Below are 21,906 nucleotides of genomic sequence, written 5' to 3'. Positions count from 1 at the left end.
GACAGCGTTCCTAAGTTCTTAAATAGCCTTTTCCTCTCACACTGGAAAGGAAAAAGTTAAGGGCTAATGCCAATGCTAATAACACCATACCGAGGGCGACGCCTTGAGCGAATGCGCCTTTGTGGCTTTCCATGGCGATAGCTGTTGGGATGTTTCTTGTCATCCCCATAATGTTGCCACCCACCATCATTGAACAACCTACTTCTGTGACGATACGAGAGAAGGCAGCAATGGTTGCAGCCAATAGAGGGAAACGAGTTTCCCAAATCAAGGTACACGCGACTCGTGTTGTTGATACGCCAAGAGTGCGCGCTGTTTCTACTGCTCGGCGGTCACTGGCCTGCAGAGCGCCATGCATCATCGCAACTAGGATAGGGAAACAGATCAGCATCTGACCTAGAATCATCGCCTTTTGCGTGAACAGTAATTGCCAGTCACCTAAAGGACCAGAACGAGAGAGCATCATGTACATCAACAAGCCAATTACCACGGTCGGTATCGCTTGTAAGGTGTTGATCACCGAAAGCAGAGCCCATTTACCGGGGAATTCGGTGTAAGCCAGTAAGAAAGCCATAAGGATTGCAGGAACAATCACTAATGAGATGGCGGACAAAGATACGCTGAAGGATACCGCGACGATTTGCCACAATTCGTGGTCAAAACTCACCAGTAGATTCATTGCATCAATCGTTGTTTGCCATAGGGTCATGAAGTATCTCGTTTGAATCGATAATAGGCTTTTATCGGTAGTGTCTGATGTTAATCATAGCTGACACAAACTATTTGAGCCTGTATTGGTCAGCGATTGTTTCTAAGCGTGAATGCCTTTAAAGCAAGACGGTTTTTAAACGTGATTATTTAGGTGGTCTCGTTGACTGTTTAGTTAAGCGTAGCGCTAATTGGTTAGGGTTAAACCTTCAACGCTACGCTTTACTTACAACCCAAGACTCATTTCTTACAACAAGCTATTCTGCGCTTGCAACCAACTATTCTGCGTTTGCAACAAATAGCTGTTTGCCGTGCAGTTTAAAGTCGTTGATCAGTTTCTGGCCTTTAGGGTTAACCAACCAATCACTGAATACTTTCGCTGCTTGGTAATTGATGCTTGGGTAGCGTTCTGGGTTAACAAGAATCACTTGGTAAGGGTTAAATAGGTTCTTGTCGCCTTGGAACAACACTTTAAGGTCAAGTTTGTTTTGGTAAGCCAACCAAGTACCACGGTCTGTCATGGTGTAGCCTTGCATTTCAGACGCCATGTTCAGAGTAGGACCCATTCCTTGACCAACGCTGCGATAGCCGCCAAAGTTTGGCTCCATCTTAGTTTGTGCCCAAATACCCATCTCTTTCTTATGAGTACCAGAGTCGTCCCCACGAGAAACAAACGTCACGTTGTTGTTCGCGATTGCTTTGAACACATCAGCTACTGCTTTTTGAGATTCAATCTTCGCAGGGTCGCTTTGTGGGCCAACGATAACAAAATCGTTGTACATCAGCTTACGAGGTAAAACGCCGTAACCTTTTTCAACGAAGTTCGCTTCAGCTTTTGGTGCGTGAGTCATTACCAAATCAACATCACCGTTTTCACCCATGCGAAGTGATTTACCCGTACCCGCAGCGAGAACATCAACCTTAATACCAGAATCCTTTTCGAACTCAGGCAATAAGTAGTCCAGTAAGCCTGAGTGGTAGGTACTTGTGGTTGTCGCCAATTTGATATGAGTGGTGTCTTCCGCGCTGCTAGCCGTGTAACTGACGATAGATAGAGCTGCAATAGTTAGGGGAATTGCTTTCATTATTATTATGTCCATTCTGTTATAAATGAATGACATGCCTCTATTTTTAAAGGGCTCAAAGAAGGGCATGTGCATAAGACGCTAATTGTTGTAATTAGGAATCTACACCTAATAAGCAAGCTTAATGCCAATAAATAGTGCATCAAATTTCATTAAATTGCTGTTATATCGAACAAAACTGCGTCATTTAGGCTAACAAAATGCATTAAAATATGAGCTAGGACAAAATGTCGCACATTGTCCCTGTCGCACAAAAGGTTAATTGGTACACTCTGTCCCAACTTTCCCCATCGGCTAATCATTATGTCTTTACCTAGTTCACCTGCATCGAACCTCAACCCAAACACATTGACTCAATATCAAGCGTTTTCCGTCTTGGTCGTGGACGATGAAGTCGGGATGCAGGCTATTCTAAAGAAGGCCCTGGGTAAGTTCTTTGGCAAGGTATCGAGTGCAGGGTCTGTTGAAGAAGCTGAAATACTGCGTTCGAGGGAACATTTTGATCTCATTGTTCTTGATATCAACCTGCCAGGACGCTCTGGCATTGAGTGGGAAGAGGCTTTTAACGACAACGACAAACGTGCCGATGTTATTTTCATGACTGGCTATGCTGATCTAGAGATGACCATATCCGCGCTTAAGCTTGGCGCTTCAGACTTCATTCTTAAACCTTTCAATTTAGAACAGATGATACAAGCTGTACTACGTTGTATGGATAAGCGCCTTGATCAAAGAATGCAATACGCATTGAAGCGTGATGTTAGCCGTCATATCAAGACCGAGTTAATCGGTAACTCAGATAAAACCAAACAGCTTAAATTGCTGATCAGTCAATTTGCACCCTCTCGAGCATCCGTTCTTATAGAAGGTGAGTCAGGTACAGGTAAAGAGCTAGTTGCACGCGGGGTACATGAAGCCAGTAAACGCGCTGGGCCATTTGTGCCAATCAACTGTGGCGCAATCGCCCCAGAACTTCTAGAAAGTGAACTATTCGGGCATACCTCTGGCGCATTTACCGGCGCGAAGAAAAACCGTGAAGGTCTATTCAGAGTCGCAAGTGGTGGCACCTTGTTCCTCGACGAAATTGGTGAAATGCCACTACCAATGCAAGCAGCGCTGTTACGTGTGTTAGAGCAACGCACTATTCGTCCAGTCGGTAGCGAGAAAGAAATTGCCGTTGACGTACGAGTAGTGGCGGCGACTAACCGAAACCTTCAACAAGAGGTCGAAAAAGGGCACTTCCGTCGCGATCTATTCTACCGACTCAATGTCCTTAAAATTGATGTTGTGCCATTGAGAGAGCGTCCATCCGATCTAATAGAGCTTGTTCCGTATTTCACTCGTCTTTTAGCAAGTGAACTTAGTGTACCGGTCCCAAACTGGGCTCATGAAGATATTTTGGCGATGAATGAATACGAATGGCCGGGAAATATTCGCGAACTCAAGAACCTAGTCGAAAGGTGCATTCTTTTAGACAAGCCACCAGCGCACTATTGGCGCGAAATTAATGGCGATCCTGCGCCCACCAGCATTTCAGTGACGGTGTCACATGGAGCAGAAATACCAAACTTGAATAACGTAGACGCTGCAGAAGGTTACCCCAACACTTGGACACTCAAAGAAGTAGAAAAATCTCATATCGAGCAACTGGTGAGTTTTCATGATGGTAACAAATCCGCAGCTGCAAGAGACCTCGGCGTTGCACGGAAAACGCTAGAGCGTAAATATAAAGACTGGAACACAGAAGGCTCTGAATATGCCGATTAGACGTCATTGGTGGTCAAAGTGGACGTTTCGGTTCAAAACCATGGTGCGTTATCGTCTGTTATTTTTGACGTCAGCGCCGATCATCTTAACTTTATGTGCTCTTGTTGCGATCACTTTGTATTGGTCTGTTCATTATACGTGGCAGGGGGCTTTGATCGATGTTGATGAGCGTTTGGACGTTGCCGACAATAGTATCCATCTAATTCAAAACCAACAGGCCTATAACGTTCAAGCATTCGCTGAGTCTTATAACTTTCGAATCAAACTTACGAGTGATATTTCAAAGGAAGAGCTCACACGTTGGGTTTCTGAAAACAAATCTCGCTATGAGCTCGACTTTTTGCGTTGGAGGAGTGTTGAGAGCATGGGGAAAAAGCGTGAATACCTCGACCTGACACGCAAAGAATCGTTCTTTAGTGTATTGAGCCAAAATGAACTCAACGATTTAGACCAAAACCTTGCAAGGCAAGCCGAAGTCCCAATGCTCAATAATCAAAACGTTGAAACTCGGGGTTTAGTTAGCCGCACCGTTGTGTCAATTCGAGACAAGAATAATCACGTTATTGGTTTTCTTGATGGCGGGATCCTCCTTAATAACAGCACACAGTTAGTTGATCAGATCAGCAATTTGATCTATCCACAACGTGATGGTTTTAATCGCCGCATTGGCACGGTTACCGTATTCCTTGATGATCTGCGTGTCAGCACTAATGTGCCATTAAGCAGTGAAGACAGTGCAGGGCGCGCAATTGGTACTCGCGTTTCTCATGAGGTTCATTCAAAAGTATTGAATCAAGGGCAAAAGTGGTTAGACCGAGCATATGTTTACGACGCTTGGTACATCACCGCTTACCAACCAATCCACGACCAGTTTGATAACGTTATTGGCATGCTTTATACCGGCTATCTAATCTGGCCACTCGTAGAAACGTACCTGACTAACCTTGGTGAAATCAGCATCACCATCATATTACTGCTGTTAGCTTCAGGTTTGATCGTACACCGTGGTGCACGCGATCTTTTCAACCCAATTGAACGCATCCATAAAGTCGTAAAGCTCGTCCAAATGGGGCAAGACAAGCGAATCGGTACGTTGGGTTTGGATGATCAACACGAACTTACGTTGCTTGCGAAACAGTTCGACAAAATGTTAGATCTGCTCCACGAGCGTAATCAAGAGATTCAACAAGCTGCGTCTGAACTCGAATGTAAGGTTCATTCTCGTACCGCCAGCTTGAAAGAGAAAACGGAAGAACTCGAACTGCACATCCAGCTTCTCAACCAAGCTAGAGATAAGCTGGTGGTCAACGAGAAATTAGCCGCATTAGGTGAGTTAACCGCAGGTATTGCCCATGAGATTAATAACCCAACGGCGGTGATTCTTGGCAATGTTGAACTAATGAAGTTTGAACTCGGTGACGAAGTGGCTCGGGTAGACGAAGAAGTCCACGCGATCATGGAGCAGATCGACCGAATTCGAAACATTACACGAAGCTTACTTCAATACAGCCGACACGGTGGTGTACAAGACGAAATCACTTGGCAACATATCAATCCAATTGTCGATGAAAGTATTACGCTCGTAAAAACAGGCGCAAAAAAGAAAGGCATTGTGTATGTCTCGCAATTGAATGCTAAAACCTCAGTCGAAGTGAACCGAAACCAATTGCTGCAAATTCTAGTGAACCTGCAAATGAACGCGATTCACGCGATGGACGGACAGGGCACATTGACTATCTCAAGTGAAGACTGGGTTGAAAATGGTGTGTCTCATGGTGCAATCGTTCATGTCGAAGACGAAGGCTGCGGTATCAAAGAAGAACAATTGAAACGTATCTTTTCACCTTTCTACACCACCAAACGTGATGGTACAGGCTTAGGCTTGTCAGTATCTCAAAGTATCTTGAGCCAAACGGGTGGCGAGATCCGAGTTGAATCTGAGGTAGGAAAAGGAAGTCGCTTTAGCATCTATCTTCAACAAAAGGCCACACCGCAGTTGTTGGTGTCTAACCTTTAGTCGTTCATAACGCGAATAGAAAACACCTCCGTACTTAAGATAAGTTCGGAGGTGTTTTTATTTATGGCCCGTTATTTCAAACAATTACAAGCCATGTCGAACAATTACAAGCGTCTAAAATATGAAAAGCCTAATGCGCTGCCACTGAAATCTTCGGTGGGTTGATGTTGTGCTTCTTAAACTCTTTCATCACACGCAGGGTAATGTCGGTTTCAAACAATTTCTCATACGCGGTGTCCACCACATAAGCCTTACACGTCAACTGTATCGCTAGGTAGTTGTCGGTAATCGTCTGTTTAACCAGAACCGTTACAGGCTTTGGCAAGTGTATGTAACGACTTGAAGACGCGGCTTCTTGAATCAGGTCGCGGGCTAGGGTGATGTCTTCATTCATACCGACGTAAAACGGAATCACCACTTGCATGTCCAATGCGCCATAGTTACCACTGGTGGTCACTTCATTTAAGAACTTGTTGTTCGGAATAGTAATGATGTCATCGTTCAGGGTTCTCATTCGTACCGAACGTAAACCAATGGTGATGATGTCGCCGTAGTTGCCTTCGAACGTGACGCGGTCACCAACCTGAAACGGTCTGTCAATCATCACAGTGATGCCGGCGATAAACGACGCTGCCAAGTCTTTAAGCGCAAAGCCGACCGACACGGCGAGGGTACCACCAATCAAAGCCAGTATTTGATCGTTGATTCGAAAGCTCATCATGAACACGATAAGGCCGGTGCTCACGTAAATAAAGAATTGAGTAAACGACTGCAGTTTCTGTAGCAGCATTCGATATTGCACGAACTGACTACCAAAACTGGTCACCAACGAATTGATGAACTTAAGCAACAACCACATTGCGGCAATAACGATCATGGAGAAGAACACGCCGCTCCATCGCACCAAGCTCGCTATCTTAGAGATGTTTTCTACGTTAGCTAACTCTTCCGTCGCAAAGGTCGGGAAACTGACAGCACTTGCCAAGCCAACAAATAGTAGGATAAATAACTTCTTCATTTTACTTCACCAGTAGATGTTGACGATCAAGAACGTTAGTAATGTGGCGGAACCAGTGCTCGGAAATTCGAGCCTTTTCTTCATGCCAACCAATATAACCACGGCTTTCAAAGTAACGCAGAATCCCCGTTATCTCTGCCGTGCTCAGCTGTGTACATTCAGACAACACTTCTGGAGAAGCGATTTCCAGTTGTACAATAGAACGAAGTACAGCCAACATAGGTTTAGGCATATTCTCTAGTTCTTGCGCTTCAGGGACATGGAATAAACGTACTACCGCTTGATCTGTCTCTTTATTTCGGTTCAAAGAGAGTCGGAAGAAACGCAGCGCAACGGTAGGGTTGCCATCAGAGTAGTGCCACAAAATTCGATAAAAACCTTGGCGTGCACGTTCTTCTTCACTCATATCATCTTGGTCCCATTGCTTAGGGACCACTAAGCCATCAAAAGACAACGGCTTCTCAAGCTCCGTATTGATACGGCTATTTAGAAGTTCACCCACTTGTTTCTCTGTCCAACGCGGAAGGAAGCACACCAAATCAAACAGCAGACGCTCACCACGCGCTCTATCCACAAATCGCCAACTTGATTTGGCGATCGATATCACGACACGGTGGTTCTTTTTAGAACGACGCAGAAGGTTGGTCAAACGAATCAAATCAGACAGACCGCCAACCATTGGTTTCACCAGTCGTTGAGCGTTATCTATCGCGATAAGGTAAGTGGTATTGCTCTTACGAAGGTGCGCTAATATTTGAATTTCAGTCGCTTCTTCTTCCAAGCCGATGCTCACGGCTAGATGTGCCAACAGCTCTTGGTAACCCGCGTAAGGGCAGCTTACATATACGGGCTCAGCGTTAGATACTTTGTGCAGCAAAGTATAAAGCAGCGTTGTCGCGCCCACACCACGCTCGCCTGAAACAATACAGATAGCCGGGCTGTCAGACATCAAGTAGCGAGACAGTTGCTTAACCTCGTCACCGGCATAGTCAATTAACGTGCTGTCTATATTACCTGGCAGAATGTATTCATACGTTTGATCGCCTTTGATTCGAACCAAGTTTTGCTGATTCTTATCAAGATCTGACTGCTTAGCCACTTCGATTCTAAAGAGATACGCCAAAGCTTGGCTAAACAGCGTGTAATTAGATAGCAAGGCCATTATGCGGTGTTGGAAGTTGTAAACGCTCAGCCACACGATACCAATGGCCGTCGCCAATACATTAAGTAAGAACGTATCCTTACGGTTTACCGCCCAATTCACCCATACCGGACGATCAGAAATGTGTTGAAGCGTATCGAAGACTTTCGCTCTCCATAACTTGAGCACTGAAACCGTAACCAATACAAACCAGAAAAACAGGGCGCTATATATCCAACTATAAATCGTGCCTTTGCCTAGCGTAATACTTGATATTTGCAGAATCACACCCGCCACGATGAAGCTCCACACGTAACGGCGGATAGTCGATAGTCGCAGCGCGATCACTTCTTGATTGGATGTACGCCCCAAACGGTAGGCAAATTCCAAAATAAAGCTGATGGCAATCGAACCACCTAGAATCCACCACGTGAAGATTTCCAGGAAAATCAAATGTTGCAGACTAGGGATACTAGAAAGCACTCTCAATGACAATGTGATGGCAATTAGCCAAGCAATCGCACTTTCAGCGCGGCTGATGTACCAAATGACACGAACCAAGAAAGGAGGATTCGTCTTCGCTTCAAGAAAGTTAATTCGAAACAACTCAATCAAGCGAGTGCTGTTAGCAAGCCACCACACTAAACCGAAATAGATGAACAACACTTTTAACGACGCACCAATCACAGGAACGGGCGAAATAAAGATATCGTTAACTAACGCCTTGAAGCTTCGGATTTGGAAGTATGCAAGATACTCAATATTGAGCTTAGTTAATTCCCATTCTTGCTTAAACTGGGTAACACCATAAGGGCCAAAACCGGTTAAGCGCTCTTTGTTCGCAGAGTTCGTCTGTTCTAGAAGATGTTGTTTACTTACGTTTAAGCTATTCAAAGTGACGTAACTGGTTTGAACCTCAAACCATTGAACGACGTCGTTGTTATCTCTATAAGCTTTTATCTGTTGCTCGAAGATTTTGATTTCCTGCTTTTGAACTCGCAGAACTTCAGCTAACAAGATATTGACTTGGCGTCGGTCCGACGGCTCCATAAAGAGGGGATCGGGTAACGAATCAATTCGAGCATCGAGGTCAACAGCAGAATCGGATACCTGCGGCTGAGATTGTAAGTCATATTCCAAGTTGGCATGACTAGGCCATGAGAGAATGGCTAAAGTGAGGAGTAAGAAGCGCGATAGTGAACGCATAAAAGTCTCTTAGAATTATGAGGTTAGGATTACTATAGTTAGATAATCTTACTTTGTGAAATCCAACCCCGTATCGGGGGCGAGTACTTTATTCCTGTTTCGATCGATTTTGTCATGAAATTGTCAGAGATTAGGCTAGTCTTGGCTATGTCGGTGGCTGCTTTGATCGGGTTGGTTTTACTGTAACTAATCAGCATACGATATATTCAATGGTCGGCATGATTTGGGGCGTTATATCTCTCCCATTTTAGGGCGCCGTTTGATATTTTGTTTTCCCTGAAAATCAGCGGCTTTTCGTCGATAAATAGAAAATCAAAAGTGTGAGTCAGCTCAAACTATGATTTGGTTAGGTTATCACTCACTTAATAGCGGGTAATTGCAATCAAGACTTGCAGTTAAAGCCCCGAACAAGTAACGTTGCGGCGTTTTTCACATTAAAAAGGTAACGGCATTGATCTCCACAGCAAATATCACCCAACAATTCGGCGCTAAGCCACTTTTCGAAAATATTTCAGTTAAGTTCGGCGAAGGCAACCGCTACGGTTTAATCGGCGCGAATGGCTGTGGTAAATCGACGTTCATGAAGATCCTATCTGGTGAACTTGAGCCAAGTGCTGGTAACGTAAGCTACGATCCAAACGAGCGCGTAGCTAAACTAAACCAAGACCAATTTGCTTACGAAGAATTCACGGTAATCGACACGGTTATCATGGGTCACAAAGAGCTTTGGGCTATTAAACAAGAGCGTGACCGCATTTACTCTTTGCCTGAAATGAGCGAAGAAGACGGCATGAAGGTAGCTGACCTTGAAGTTCAGTTTGCTGAAATGGACGGCTACATGGCAGAAGCTAAAGCAGGTGAGCTTCTTCTTGCTGTAGGTATTGAAGAATCTATGCACTTCGGTCTGATGAGCGAAGTAGCACCAGGTTGGAAACTTCGTGTTCTATTGTCTCAAGTACTGTTTGCAGACCCGCATATCATGCTTCTTGACGAACCAACGAACAACCTGGACATGGACACCATCAAGTGGTTGGAAGATACGCTAAACCAACGTAACTGCACAATGATCATCATTTCGCACGACCGTCACTTCCTAAACTCTGTTTGTACACACATGGCTGACCTTGATTACGGCGAACTTCGTCTATTCCCTGGTAACTACGATGAGTACATGACGGCAGCGACACAAGCTCGTGAGCGTCTACTGTCTGACAACGCTAAGAAGAAAGCACAAATTGCTGAACTTCAAACGTTCGTATCTCGTTTCTCTGCTAACGCATCTAAAGCGAAGCAAGCAACGTCTCGTGCTAAGCAGATCGATAAGATTCAACTAGACGAAGTTAAAGCATCTAGCCGTCAAAACCCATTCATCCGTTTTGAACAGTCTAAAGAGCTATTCCGTAACGCACTTGTGGTTGAAAACCTATCTCAAGGTTTTGAAGAAGACCTATACAACAAGTTCGACGGTATTTTCGAAGTAGGTGAGCGTGTTGCTATCATCGGTGAGAACGGTGTGGGTAAAACAACGCTACTTAACACACTAGCTGGCGCTCTTGAGCCACGTACTGGTGAGTACAAGTGGTCTGAAAACTCAAACATCGGTTACTACGCTCAAGATCACGCACACGATTTCGAGACAGACATGAACTTGTTTGATTGGATGAGCCAATGGCGCCAAGAAGGCGAAGACGAGCAAGTTGTTCGTGGTTTCCTAGGTCGTATGCTATTTGGTCAAGACGACATTAAGAAATCTGTAAAGGTTATCTCTGGTGGTGAACAAGGTCGTATGCTTCTTGGTAAGATCATGATGCACAAGCCAAACATCCTGCTTATGGATGAACCAACGAACCACATGGATATGGAATCTATCGAAGCGCTTAACTTGGCTCTTGAGAACTACAAAGGCACATTGTTCTTCGTATCTCACGACCGTGTATTCGTAGACTCGCTTGCAACTCGTATCCTTGAAATCAAAGATGGCAAAATCAACGATTTCCGCGGTACTTACGCAGAATTATTGAAAGCACGCGGCTAAGCTTTAAGTTAGCTTGCTTTTCAACTCAATACGTTGGAACTTTAGCTATCAGCTATAAACCGAAAATTAAAAATTAAAAACGCCGTCATACTGAAAAGCATGACGGCGTTTTTGTATCTTGTATCTTGTATCTTGTATCTAGCTAAGTTTCTATGTATCTATCCTTGAAGGGTCACTAACTCTTTACATCAGAACTTTACAATTAGAAGCGGTTAGTGAATCACCAATCGAACTTACGCTTTTTTCCGACTGCTGATTATTCACCTTTCACATCAAAATCAATCTTCTCTGCGCCAGTGAACACTTGGAAACGCAGGCCTTTAGCACGAGCAATGGTCGTGATACCAAATTGCTGAGCCAAGTCTAAACCCATTTGCGTTACGCCTGAACGTGATAACAGAACAGGAATACCCATCTGCGCCACTTTGATGACCATTTCAGAAGTCAGGCGGCCAGTAGTGTAAAAAATCTTATCTTCACCAGACTCTTTGTTAAGCCACATCTCACCAGCCAACGTATCTACCGCATTGTGACGGCCAACATCTTCAACAAACGATAGAACCTTGTCGTCTTTGCAAACAGCGCAACCATGTACCGCCCCAGCTTTCTTGTACGTGTCGTTGTAATGAGTCAGTGCTTCTAAAGCCGTGTAAATTTCAGATTGCTTAATTTTGGTCTGAGGCACTTGGTAATCTTCCAACTGCTTCATCACGTTACCAAACATGGTGCCCTGACCACAGCCAGAGGTCACCGTCTTCTTCTTAAGCGCTTGCTCAAGCTGGCTCGTATCTTCATTGGTAATGACCGCTGCAGAGCTGGTTTCCCAATCGATGATGATAGATTCAACTGCTTCAGGGTCAGAAAGGAAGCTTTGGTTCTTCAAATAACCCAAGACTAAAGATTCAGGACGCGAGCCGAGCGTCATCAGAGTTACGATCTCTTTCCAGTTCAACATGACGGTAAGAGGGCGTTCACAAGCGATCTGTTTGGTTAGCTTCTCACCATATTCATCAAACACTTCAACTTCGATTGTTTGAAGTGGGTTTTCACTAGTTTTTATTATGTTTGGTTTTACCACAGTCACGTCCTACTTAATGAGATAGCGATTTAAAGAGATAAGAAGTTAACAAGAGGGTCTAACGCCGATCTTGTTCATCGATTCTTTAACTCATGCTTAAAGCAAATCTTATTCCAAAATAACGGGTATTCAGGAAAACATGAAGCATTTGATTAAAATAGCGCAAAATATGGGAGTTCACCGAGTGGAGTTGTCTGAAATAACCAGTATCGACTAACGTTAAGTGACAACTTGATGACGAACATTATAGATGCGCTATTGAAGTTAACCTGTATTGGCGTGTTTATTGCTTTATAGCGCTTATAGGATTGAGCTAAGTACAAAATGTCCTAAGCACATTCAGGCCAAAGAAAATCAATTGGGTGAAGTATGTCTGAGATAAAAGAATTCAAAGAACAATACGAAAAAACAGAAGCAGCTTGGCCAATAGGTGTCCAAAGAATAGAGAAAGAGATCAAAACAGGTATCTGGGTAACCACTCAATGGGAATTGAAGGGGTTTGAATTGTCACCAGAAGATGACGCCCCAGACGTTTGTTTACTTCAATTACATAAAGATGAACGTACAGACTATCGATTCAACCTAAGCTCTCAGCAACCTAAGCTTTTCTTAGTAATGGATAATGTCGATTCTGATGTTAAGCCCGTCATTCAGTTACTTACTGCCTCACAAACCGTTGCAGGGCAATACATGGACGGTGACAACCAAGTACTTTCCTACGACATTCCTTTGCCCGTACAGGCTTGGATGGAAGCATTCATCGGTCGTCATGGCGAGTTATTAGAAACAAGACGTAAGAAACGCAAAGGCGCGGGAAGATCAAATGGCAACTAACTTCTTTAGCCGTTGGTCTCAACGAAAGCTTGATGGATCCACTGACGAACCTTTGGAAGTAGAGCAAACACTGGAAGCACCAGAACTCACTTCTTCTGATTCTTCATCTTCTGAGATTTCGCCTGCTGATTTTTCGTCTGAAATAGAAGCAGCAGCGCCTCAGTCTTTAGAAAGTGAAGCTTCAGAAACCAATGAAGACGTTCATGTTGCTGACGTTCAAGATCCCGCACCAGAAGCCACTGAAGACTTGTCTGTTGCTCAATTATTGGTATCAGAAGCTTCAGAAAGCGTAAAAAAAGCCGCATTGCGTAAACTATTCCTCTCAGAAGAGTTCAACGTTCGTGATGGTTTAGATGATTACGACGACGATTACAGCAATTTGAAGTCTCTGTCTGAAGGAGTTGCAGAAACTCTTCGCGATTGGGTAAAAGACAAGACAGAAGAAGACACAGTAAACGAACCTGAACAAGCCGCTGATAATGAAGAAGAAACTTTGATTGATGAGGTTGATGACTCTATTAATGAAGCCGAAGAGACCGAGTCAGAATTCAGTGAAAGTGACGAAATTGCGGGGGAAGAAAAAGAACTGTATAAAAAAACAGTGCTAGATAATGACGCTACAATGTCAGACGAAGCTGACCTGACAGAGATGGGACAAAATATACCACACAAATAATAGGTACATTTTGACTAAACACTCAATGAACCGCTTGCGACAAAATGTCCCAAGCGGTTTTTTTATACGTACAATAAACGCCACAAAGCATTAAAGCACTGATATATAAGAATTATTAAATTGGCATGGCATTTGCTAAATAACGTTCATTATCAACTTTTTTGTAGATAGACGAGTTCAGGGTCTAACGAATGGCACACTAGCTAAAGAGTTAGTTGTTAACGGATTACTCAGCAAGTTCTCTATCGCTTACTACAATGAAGGTTGAACAGATTATCCATGTCCATAGATGGAACTGAGCAATGCTTAAACAATTATTAGAACAAGCAACTTCAAATAACGCTAAAGCAAGACTGTATGCATTTGAAAATACAGTAGAGTTAACAAATCTGATTCCACCTACTGTTAGCTACGAAAGCGGCGGTAATACACTTGTTATTGGTCCAACTGCGATCATTGAAAGTGCTGCGGCGCAATTACCTCAATTAACGAGCTTAACCTTATTGTCAACAGACGGCGAAAAGGGCACAAACCCAGAACTGTACTTCGCAAATTCGGTTCAAGTATCCGGTTTCCTTGGCACGTTTGAAGTCGTGATTGAGAGTAAAGGCACATCAAGCAACTTGGCAAAAGTGGCTATTAATCACGATTGTTTCGATGTGGTTTTAGACCTTTGTCTGAATAGCTGCATGACAGAAGAAGTACCTGTTCCTGGGTATTACCCAGTAGGGCGCGGTTATCCAAAACTGGCTGAAGCACTGGAAGAGATTCCAACGCTAATGGGCACGTTCGATAAGCCTAAGTTCTTCCGTTTAGACACCGACCTTTGTGCGCACAGTTCACGTGGCGTTAAAGGCTGTGAGCGTTGTGTTGATGCTTGTCCTGCTGGCGCACTATCAAGTGAAGGCTCAGAGAAGACAGGTCACAAGATCGAGATTAACCCTTACCTATGTCAGGGCGTTGGGACTTGTGCAACAAGCTGTCCTACAGAAGCGATTACCTATGCGCTTCCAAATCCTGACGATACGCAAAAGTTCATTGAACGTACGCTAGCTAACTATGAACATGCGGGCGGTCTGGACCCAATCGTACTTATCTGTAGCTCACGTCATGAAACTTACAACGTGATGGCTCTTAAAGCGCTACCAGATAACGTGATTCCAATCGTTGTTGAAGAATTGCCTTCTATTGGTATTGATACTTGGTTTGCAGCGTTAGTGAATGGCGCAACTCAGGTTCTGTTTGCTGCTTCTCGCTTTATGCCAGAGACGATCATTCGTGTTCTGAATAACGAAGTAGGGATCGCTCAAGAGTTACTAGACCAAATCGGTGTTCCAAAAGAAACCATCGATATCCTGTATTTAGAATCTCTACGTGAAGGGCCTCCAACACTGTATGTTGATTCGTTCGATCTTGCACTTGGCGATCTTCAAGGCAATAAACGTCAACGTCTATTCACAGCACTTGACGCGATGTCTTCATCTCGTATTCCTGTTGAAAACATTGTAGAGCTCCCTTCGAATGCGCCATACGGCACGGTTTCGTGTGAAAGCAAAGATTGTACTTTGTGTATGAGCTGTGTGGCTGTGTGTCCAACACGTGCGCTGCATACCGATGGTGCCTCTCCATCACTTAAGTTTGTAGAACAAGACTGTATTCAATGTGGTCTGTGTGAAAAGGCATGTCCTGAGAATGTTCTGACTCTGACTCCTCGTATGAATTGGGTGAAAGAAGAACGTCAGAAGGCTGTTGTGATTCATGAAGAGAAAGCAGCGGAATGTTTACGTTGTCATAAACCATTCGCACCGCAGTCTATGATTGACATGTTACAAAATAAGTTACGCGGTCACTCTCATTTCTCAGATGAGACAGCAATTAATCGTATTGCGATGTGTGAAGACTGCCGTGTGGTAGACATGTTCGATTCAATGGCTCAAGACCCATTGAAACAATTGAAATACTAGGAGTTGGCCTTGGATACTAATTTGGATCAGGCACAAGAGCCTGAGCTCGCAAAAGAATTAAAGCAAGAACAGACACTAAGAACTGAAATCTATCTGGTTCTTTCTGCATTGTTTCGTAGCGCACCTTCTGAAGAGGTGATCGACTTTCTAAAGACACTAGACATTGAAGCGTCTGAAAGTGCGATGCAAAAGGCTTGGATTGCGATTCAACAAGCAGCAACTGAATCAAACCGCGAAGCACTAGAAGATGAATATCAGAATCTTTTCATTGGCATTGGTCGTGGGGAGATTGTTCCATTTGGATCTTGGCACAGAACAGGATCGATGATGGAAAAACCATTAGCTGAGATCCGTCACGATCTTGAATTGCTTGGCATTGAACGTGATGAGCAGGTTAAAGAGCCTGAAGATCATATCGCGGCTCTTTGTGAAGTAATGGCGATGCTAACCGATGAAGAAGACGCGCTACAACAAGCCGTTTTCAATAAACATATCGGGCCTTGGTTTAACTCTTTTACACGTCAGCTTGAAAGTGCAGAAAGTGCGAACTTCTACAAATCAGCAGCACAGCTATGTGAAGCATTCTTAACGTTGGAGCAGGTTCGTTTCAGCGTGAATACAAAAAGCAGTAAACACAAATTAAAGATTGATGTGAAAAACGTCACTGATTACGAGTAATCGAGCAGTACGCGATTATATCGATAGAGGGGCATGAAGCCTCCAAAAAGATCTACCGCAAGGTAAGGAAGCAATGATGAAAGATAACAAAGAAATAGATACAAGCCGTAGAGACTTACTCAAAGGTTTAACGACTGCAGCCGTTGCTGGTGCCGTTGTCGCTGGTACAACGAAAGTGGCAACTGCTTCAGAAACGGTTGAAATGCCGAAAGAAGACGTGAAGAAGACGGGCTATCGTGAAACGCAACATATTCGCGATTACTACGACACACTTTAGGAGATAACGGATGAAACTTGTCAAACGCTCCGATAGTGTGAGCAAAGAAACCAATCAACTGGGTGTGTCTCGACGTGCCTTCATGAAAAACACCTCATTAGCAGCTGGTGGCGCGGTAGTAGGCGCAAGTCTATTCGCTCCAGGCATGATGAAAAAGGCGCAAGCTAAGTCAGTCGATCCTGAAGCAAAAACAGAAGTGAAACGCACTATCTGTTCTCACTGTTCTGTGGGTTGTGGTATTTACGCTGAAGTTCAAAACGGTGTTTGGACGGGTCAAGAGCCTGCATTCGATCACCCATTCAACGCTGGTGGACACTGTGCTAAAGGTGCAGCTCTGCGTGAACACGGCCACGGTGAGCGTCGCCTCAAGTACCCAATGAAATTGGAAGGCGGTAAGTGGAAGAAGCTTTCTTGGGAACAAGCGATTGAAGAGATCGGTAACAAGGCGCTAGAACTTCGTAAAGAATCTGGCCCTGATTCGGTTTACTTCCTAGGTAGTGCAAAACACAGTAACGAGCAAGCTTACGCATTCCGTAAGATGGCGTCGCTTTGGGGCACCAACAACGTTGACCACCAAGCGCGTATTTGTCACTCAACCACAGTAGCCGGTGTTGCAAACACTTGGGGCTACGGTGCGATGACAAACTCGTTCAATGACATGCACAACTGTAAGTCTATGCTGTTCATTGGTTCGAACCCTGCAGAAGCTCACCCAGTAGCGATGCAACACATCTTAATCGCGAAAGAGAAGAACAACTGTAAGATCGTTGTTGCGGATCCTCGTCGTACGCGTACTGCTGCGAAATCTGATCACTATGTTTCTCTTCGCCCAGGTTCAGACGTTGCGTTTATCTGGGGTGTGTTATGGCATGTCTTTGCTAACAAATGGGAAGACCAAGAATTCATCCGCCAACGTGTATTCGGCATGGACGAGATCCGTGAAGAAGTTGCGAAGTGGAGCCCTGCTGAAGTTGAGCGTGTTACTGGCGTAAGCGAAGAAGACGTTTACCACACAGCAAAACTGCTCTCTGAAAACCGTCCGGGTTGTATCGTTTGGTGTATGGGTGGTACTCAACATACTACAGGTAATAACAACACACGTGCTTACTGTGTACTTGAGCTTGCGCTAGGTAACATCGGTAAATCAGGTGGCGGTGCAAACATTTTCCGTGGTCACGATAACGTACAAGGCGCAACTGACCTTGGCGTACTATCAGACACGCTACCGGGTTACTATGGCTTGTCTGAAGGTTCGTGGCGCCATTGGTCTAAAGTTTGGGATATCGACTTTGACTGGGTGAAAGGACGTTTCGACGACAACGCATACGGCGGTCAAAAACCAATGAACAGTGCAGGTATTCCTGTATCTCGTTGGGTTGATGGCGTACTTGAAGACAAAGACAAGATCCGTCAGCGCGAAAACATCCGCGCGATGTTCTACTGGGGTCACGCGGTGAACTCTCAGACTCGTGGTCCAGAGATGAAGAAGGCGATGCAGAAGCTGGATATGATGGTTATCGTTGACCCATATCCAACAGTTGCAGCAGTAATGAACGATCGCACAGATGGCGTTTACTTGCTTCCGGCAACCACTCAATTTGAAACCTACGGCAGCGTAACGGCATCAAACCGTTCTCTACAGTGGCGCGACAAGGTTGTTGATCCTCTGTTCGAATCTAAGCCTGATCACGAAATCATGTACCTTCTTTCTAAGAAGCTTGGTTTCTCTGATCAACTGTTCAAAAACATCCGTGTTGAGAACAACCAACCATTGATTGAAGACATCACTCGTGAATTCAACAAAGGTATGTGGACGATCGGCTATACAGGTCAAAGCCCAGAACGTTTGAAAGAACACCAGCAAAACTGGCACACGTTCCACAAAACAACGCTTGCTGCAGAAGGCGGCCCAGCGAATGGCGAGACTTACGGTCTTCCTTGGCCATGCTGGGGCAACCCAGAGATGAAACACCCAGGTACGCATATCCTTTACGATACGTCTAAACCGGTTGCTGAGGGCGGCGGTAACTTCCGTACTCGTTTCGGTGTCGAATTTGAAGGTCAAAGTCTATTGGCTGAAGACAGCTACTCAAAAGGCAGCGAAATCAAAGACGGTTACCCAGAATTCAGTGACAAACTGCTGAAACAACTGGGTTGGTGGGACGATCTAACCGCAGAAGAGAAAGCTTCAGCGGAAGGTAAGAACTGGAAGACTGACGTTTCTGGTGGTATCCAGCGTGTGGCTATCAAACATGGTTGTATCCCGTTTGGTAATGCGAAAGCGCGTGCGATTGTTTGGACATTCCCAGACCGCGTACCACTGCACCGTGAACCACTTTACACGCCACGTCGTGATCTTGTTGCAGACTACCCAACATGGGATGACAAGGAAGCAATCTTCCGTGTTCCTACGTTGTACAAATCAATTCAAGACCAAGACAAGTCTGCTGAATACCCAATCATTCTGACTTCTGGTCGTCTGGTTGAGTACGAAGGTGGTGGTGAAGAAACCCGTTCTAACCCTTGGCTAGCGGAACTACAACAAGAGATGTTTGTTGAAGTGAACCCGAAAGACGCAAACGACATTGGCTTTAAAGATGGTGATGATGTTTGGGTTGAAGGTGCTGAGAAAGGCCGCATCAAGGTGAAAGCGATGGTTACTCGTCGTGTTAAACCGGGTTTAGCGTTCTTGCCGTTCCACTTCGGTGGTAAGTTTGAAGGTGAAGACTTACGTTCTAAATACCCAGAAGGCTCTGATCCTTACGTTATTGGCGAAGCTGCCAATACAGCAACCACATATGGTTACGACCCTGTCACGTTGATGCAGGAAACGAAAGTAACCCTTTGTAATATTCGTAAAGCGTAAGGAGTCTTAAAATGGCTAGAATGAAATTTCTTTGTGACACCAAACGTTGTATCGAATGTAACGGTTGTGTCACTGCATGTAAGAACGAAAATGATGATGCTCTGGAGTGGGGTATTCAACGCCGCCGCGTTGTGACACTGAACGATGGTGAACCGGGTGAAAACTCTATCTCAGTCGCATGTATGCACTGTACTGATGCCCCTTGTATGGCAGTTTGCCCAGCAGACTGTTTTGAACATACAGAAGACGGCATCGTACTTCACAATAAAGATCTATGTATCGGTTGTGGTTACTGCTTGTTTGCTTGTCCGTTTGGCGCACCTCAATTCCCTAAACAGGAAGCCTTTGGTGAGCGCGGTAAAATGGACAAATGTACCTTCTGTGCTGGCGGCCCTGAAACAGAACCTGGTTCTGTGGAAGAGCGTCAGAAGTACGGTGCGAACCGTATTGCTGAAGGTAAGCTACCAATGTGTGCTTCGCTTTGTTCAACAAAAGCGCTGCTTGCAGGTGATGCTGAGCAAGTCTCTGATATCTTCCGTCAGCGTGTTGTAGAACGCGGTGCGAAAGGTGCTGGTTGGACAGACGGCAACGACCTTTCTTACGATGCGATGAAGAGCTAGTTAGGAGAGACATATGCTTACAATGTTTAAGCGTCTCTTCCTTGTTGTGCTGCCGATGTTGGCAGCACTAACAATGCTGTCTCCTTTGAGTCATGCATCTGAGACGAACTCATCACAAACTCAATCGAGCTCTGCTGAAAGAGAAATCACACAACTTGCTGGCGCTGATTTTTGGCGACAAGTAAGAAACGGTGAGGAAGGTTACACCACATCTCAATCTGCTGAGCACGGTGTGTTAATCAGTACGCCCGGGCAAACATGGTACATATTGAAAGAGAAGTGGATGTCGCCAGCCGGCGCAGTTGCTATCTTTGGCAGTATTGCTTTCGTTACTCTAATGTACGTTGTGATTGGCCCACTAATGCTGAGTGCGCCAAGAACTGGCCGTAAGATCAAGCGTTGGTCTCGACTGGATCGTGCGTTGCACTGGAGCATGGCGTTTACTTTCTTAACGCTCGCGTTCAGTGGTTTGATGTTGGTTTACGGCAAGCACTTTTTGAAGCCGTATATTCCAACTGACCTTTGGGGCTTTATCGTTCTATTGGCGAAGCAATACCACAACTACATCGGCCCGATTTTCTATGTGCTATTGATGGCTGTTCTTATCAAGTGGTGGCGCAAGTCGATCTTCAAAATGGTCGATATTCAGTGGTTCATCAAACTAGGCGGCATGGTAGGGAAACACAAAGGTTCTCATCCATCGGCAGAGTTTTCGAACGCGGGTGAAAAAGCGCTATTTTGGCTGCTTATCGTTATGGGCAGTGTCGCAGCGATCAGTGGCTTGGTGTTAGATTTCCCAATCTTTGGCCAAACACGACGTGATATGGAGCTTTCCAACTTAGTTCACATGCTTGCTGCTCTGATCCTTATCTGTGGTTTTGTGTTCCACATCTACATCGGCCTGTTCGGTATGGAAGGCGCACTAGAAGGTATGGTAACGGGCGAAGTCGATGAAACTTGGGCTAAAGAACATCATGACCTTTGGTACAAAGAAGTGATGGAACAAGAGAAAAACGGCGTTGAACAAAGCGCTAACGTAGCAACAGAGAAAATGGAAGGGGTGAATAAGAATGAACAAACCTCATAAGGGTATTTGGGTTGCTTACATCCTAAGCTGCTTTACACCATTTACTTGTCTTCTCTCTGGTGTGATTGCCATTATCTACGCGGGCTATCGTTTAGATAAAGGCGAAGACGGCGAAGTAGTGGATACCCATTACTACGGCTTGATTCGCTCGTTCTTCTTGAACCTGACGTTTTTTGTTGTGCTTATCGTTACGGTAGCGACCTCTAACGGTGTGTTAATTGGTGTTAACGATTACTGGTATCAAAACCATATTATCGATGACATCGCTTACTACATTCCATATGTGGGCATGTTATTTGGTGGTGTGGCGATTGTGGTGTGGTTTATTCGTATGTATCAAGGCATGCAGCGTTTAAGTCAAAACCTACCGCAAAACCCGACAACAGGTCCAAACCTTTAAGCGTTTAAATGTAAGCCGTTTGGGTTACCAAACTCGATAATAGCTCCTTTGTCGATGAGTTAACTCTAATCAGCGAAAGACCTTAAAAGCCCAGTGATTCATTTCACTGGGCTTTTTGTCGTTTGGGCGCTAGGTAACTGATCTAAAACCTTATATTGACCGCATCAATATGGTGCAATTCCCTCAATTGGTGCAATCTGTTATCGAATGTTTTCTCTCTCTGAGAACCAATAAAGTGCACCCTAGAAATTAACCACTAAAAATCAAGAACTTAAAACCAAATCCTGTTGCACGTTTTTTGCGTAACCAAGTTGGAACACATCTTGCGTTTACTGTTGAGTCTTTAATTAATTACGACATCAATTCGCACGGTTCTAGTGCAATTGAGACAAAGCTAAGGGAGAGAGCTTTAATGAGTCAAACGGTTAACCAAGTTCATAGCGCAGTAC

The 21,906-nt window shown here is 44.7% G+C and carries 17 protein-coding genes; 12 read left to right on the top strand and 5 right to left on the bottom strand.

The genetic code is table 11. The features are described from left to right. Positions 1 to 10: 10 nt before the first annotated feature. Together AB4232_RS09685 and AB4232_RS09680 are read right to left on the bottom strand one after the other, a co-directional pair. Entirely contained in the window at positions 11 to 709 is a 699-nt protein-coding gene (locus tag AB4232_RS09685; RefSeq protein ID WP_009846742.1) for an ABC transporter permease, read from the bottom strand. Positions 710 to 986: 277 nt separating this feature from the next. After that, on the bottom strand, positions 987 to 1,793 hold the full coding sequence (locus AB4232_RS09680) for a substrate-binding domain-containing protein (RefSeq protein WP_009846741.1): 807 nt from the start codon (positions 1,791 to 1,793) through the stop codon (positions 987 to 989). A gap of 303 nt (positions 1,794 to 2,096) precedes the next feature. Between AB4232_RS09680 and AB4232_RS09675 the strand changes: the two genes are divergently transcribed. Both AB4232_RS09675 and AB4232_RS09670 read left to right on the top strand, forming a co-directional pair. Continuing rightward, positions 2,097 to 3,560, top strand: coding sequence for a sigma-54-dependent transcriptional regulator (locus tag AB4232_RS09675; RefSeq protein WP_372087008.1), 1,464 nt, complete (start codon positions 2,097 to 2,099; stop codon positions 3,558 to 3,560). Further along, the gene (locus AB4232_RS09670; protein WP_372087007.1) at positions 3,550 to 5,577 is read left to right on the top strand and encodes a cache domain-containing protein; all 2,028 of its coding nucleotides are present in this window, start codon (positions 3,550 to 3,552) and stop codon (positions 5,575 to 5,577) included. Before AB4232_RS09675 ends, AB4232_RS09670 begins: the two co-directional genes overlap by 11 nt. Positions 5,578 to 5,707: 130 nt before the next feature. Here AB4232_RS09670 and AB4232_RS09665 read toward each other — a convergent pair whose 3' ends face one another. Together AB4232_RS09665 and AB4232_RS09660 are read right to left on the bottom strand one after the other, a co-directional pair. Continuing rightward, positions 5,708 to 6,595, bottom strand: a complete 888-nt coding sequence (locus AB4232_RS09665) for a mechanosensitive ion channel family protein (protein ID WP_009846738.1) — start codon at positions 6,593 to 6,595, stop codon at positions 5,708 to 5,710. 1 nt (position 6,596) lies between these two features. Continuing rightward, complete coding sequence (locus tag AB4232_RS09660; RefSeq protein WP_372087006.1) at positions 6,597 to 8,942, bottom strand: ATP-binding protein; 2,346 nt, start codon at positions 8,940 to 8,942, stop codon at positions 6,597 to 6,599. Between the two features lie 451 nt (positions 8,943 to 9,393). Here AB4232_RS09660 and AB4232_RS09655 point away from each other — a divergent pair, with 451 nt between their 5' ends. After that, a complete protein-coding gene (locus AB4232_RS09655; protein WP_017103159.1) occupies positions 9,394 to 10,977 on the top strand; it encodes an ABC-F family ATPase in 1,584 nt (527 codons plus the stop codon). A 256-nt stretch (positions 10,978 to 11,233) separates the two neighbouring features. Here AB4232_RS09655 and fdhD read toward each other — a convergent pair whose 3' ends face one another. After that, a complete protein-coding gene (fdhD, locus tag AB4232_RS09650) occupies positions 11,234 to 12,055 on the bottom strand; it encodes a formate dehydrogenase accessory sulfurtransferase FdhD (RefSeq protein WP_135382565.1) in 822 nt (273 codons plus the stop codon). Between the two features lie 369 nt (positions 12,056 to 12,424). Here fdhD and AB4232_RS09645 point away from each other — a divergent pair, with 369 nt between their 5' ends. From AB4232_RS09645 to AB4232_RS09605, 9 genes are all read left to right on the top strand, one after another. Next, positions 12,425 to 12,889: a DUF3305 domain-containing protein gene (locus tag AB4232_RS09645; RefSeq protein ID WP_009846734.1), complete on the top strand. Its 465-nt coding sequence runs from the start codon at positions 12,425 to 12,427 to the stop codon at positions 12,887 to 12,889. Further along, a complete protein-coding gene (locus AB4232_RS09640; protein ID WP_372087005.1) occupies positions 12,879 to 13,565 on the top strand; it encodes a DUF3306 domain-containing protein in 687 nt (228 codons plus the stop codon). The genes AB4232_RS09645 and AB4232_RS09640 overlap by 11 nt, the downstream gene beginning before the upstream one ends. 302 nt (positions 13,566 to 13,867) lie before the next feature. Further along, entirely contained in the window at positions 13,868 to 15,529 is a 1,662-nt protein-coding gene (locus tag AB4232_RS09635) for a 4Fe-4S dicluster domain-containing protein (protein WP_135382568.1), read from the top strand. Between the two features lie 9 nt (positions 15,530 to 15,538). After that, positions 15,539 to 16,207 (top strand): molecular chaperone, encoded by a 669-nt coding sequence (locus AB4232_RS09630; protein ID WP_029225439.1) that lies wholly within the window; start codon positions 15,539 to 15,541, stop codon positions 16,205 to 16,207. Positions 16,208 to 16,283: 76 nt separating this feature from the next. Further along, positions 16,284 to 16,484: a twin-arginine translocation signal domain-containing protein gene (locus AB4232_RS09625; RefSeq protein WP_029222953.1), complete on the top strand. Its 201-nt coding sequence runs from the start codon at positions 16,284 to 16,286 to the stop codon at positions 16,482 to 16,484. A 10-nt stretch (positions 16,485 to 16,494) separates the two neighbouring features. Continuing rightward, the gene (locus AB4232_RS09620; protein WP_012603933.1) at positions 16,495 to 19,350 is read left to right on the top strand and encodes a formate dehydrogenase subunit alpha; all 2,856 of its coding nucleotides are present in this window, start codon (positions 16,495 to 16,497) and stop codon (positions 19,348 to 19,350) included. An 11-nt stretch (positions 19,351 to 19,361) separates the two neighbouring features. Next, a complete protein-coding gene (gene fdh3B / locus AB4232_RS09615; protein WP_010440854.1) occupies positions 19,362 to 19,970 on the top strand; it encodes a formate dehydrogenase FDH3 subunit beta in 609 nt (202 codons plus the stop codon). A gap of 13 nt (positions 19,971 to 19,983) precedes the next feature. Continuing rightward, entirely contained in the window at positions 19,984 to 21,057 is a 1,074-nt protein-coding gene (locus tag AB4232_RS09610) for a formate dehydrogenase subunit gamma (RefSeq protein ID WP_135382572.1), read from the top strand. Next, positions 21,041 to 21,457: a hypothetical protein gene (locus AB4232_RS09605; protein WP_010440849.1), complete on the top strand. Its 417-nt coding sequence runs from the start codon at positions 21,041 to 21,043 to the stop codon at positions 21,455 to 21,457. The genes AB4232_RS09610 and AB4232_RS09605 overlap by 17 nt, the downstream gene beginning before the upstream one ends. Positions 21,458 to 21,906: the final 449 nt, after the last annotated feature.

It is taken from the genome of Vibrio sp. 10N.286.46.A8, from assembly GCF_041470165.1.
GTDB classification, from domain to species: domain Bacteria; phylum Pseudomonadota; class Gammaproteobacteria; order Enterobacterales; family Vibrionaceae; genus Vibrio; species Vibrio tasmaniensis_A.
Note: the sequence above shows the minus strand (reverse complement) of the source record. Positions and strands in the feature narration are given on the sequence as shown.

Coding starts and splice junctions, on each gene's coding strand:
- AB4232_RS09685 (WP_009846742.1), bottom strand. CDS start 709: ATGACCCTATGGCAAACAACGATTGATGCAATGAATCTACTGGTGAGT.
- AB4232_RS09680 (WP_009846741.1), bottom strand. CDS start 1,793: ATGAAAGCAATTCCCCTAACTATTGCAGCTCTATCTATCGTCAGTTAC.
- AB4232_RS09675 (WP_372087008.1), top strand. CDS start 2,097: ATGTCTTTACCTAGTTCACCTGCATCGAACCTCAACCCAAACACATTG.
- AB4232_RS09670 (WP_372087007.1), top strand. CDS start 3,550: ATGCCGATTAGACGTCATTGGTGGTCAAAGTGGACGTTTCGGTTCAAA.
- AB4232_RS09665 (WP_009846738.1), bottom strand. CDS start 6,595: ATGAAGAAGTTATTTATCCTACTATTTGTTGGCTTGGCAAGTGCTGTC.
- AB4232_RS09660 (WP_372087006.1), bottom strand. CDS start 8,942: ATGCGTTCACTATCGCGCTTCTTACTCCTCACTTTAGCCATTCTCTCA.
- AB4232_RS09645 (WP_009846734.1), top strand. CDS start 12,425: ATGTCTGAGATAAAAGAATTCAAAGAACAATACGAAAAAACAGAAGCA.
- AB4232_RS09640 (WP_372087005.1), top strand. CDS start 12,879: ATGGCAACTAACTTCTTTAGCCGTTGGTCTCAACGAAAGCTTGATGGA.
- AB4232_RS09635 (WP_135382568.1), top strand. CDS start 13,868: ATGCTTAAACAATTATTAGAACAAGCAACTTCAAATAACGCTAAAGCA.
- AB4232_RS09625 (WP_029222953.1), top strand. CDS start 16,284: ATGAAAGATAACAAAGAAATAGATACAAGCCGTAGAGACTTACTCAAA.
- AB4232_RS09620 (WP_012603933.1), top strand. CDS start 16,495: ATGAAACTTGTCAAACGCTCCGATAGTGTGAGCAAAGAAACCAATCAA.
- fdh3B (WP_010440854.1), top strand. CDS start 19,362: ATGGCTAGAATGAAATTTCTTTGTGACACCAAACGTTGTATCGAATGT.
- AB4232_RS09610 (WP_135382572.1), top strand. CDS start 19,984: ATGCTTACAATGTTTAAGCGTCTCTTCCTTGTTGTGCTGCCGATGTTG.
- AB4232_RS09605 (WP_010440849.1), top strand. CDS start 21,041: ATGAACAAACCTCATAAGGGTATTTGGGTTGCTTACATCCTAAGCTGC.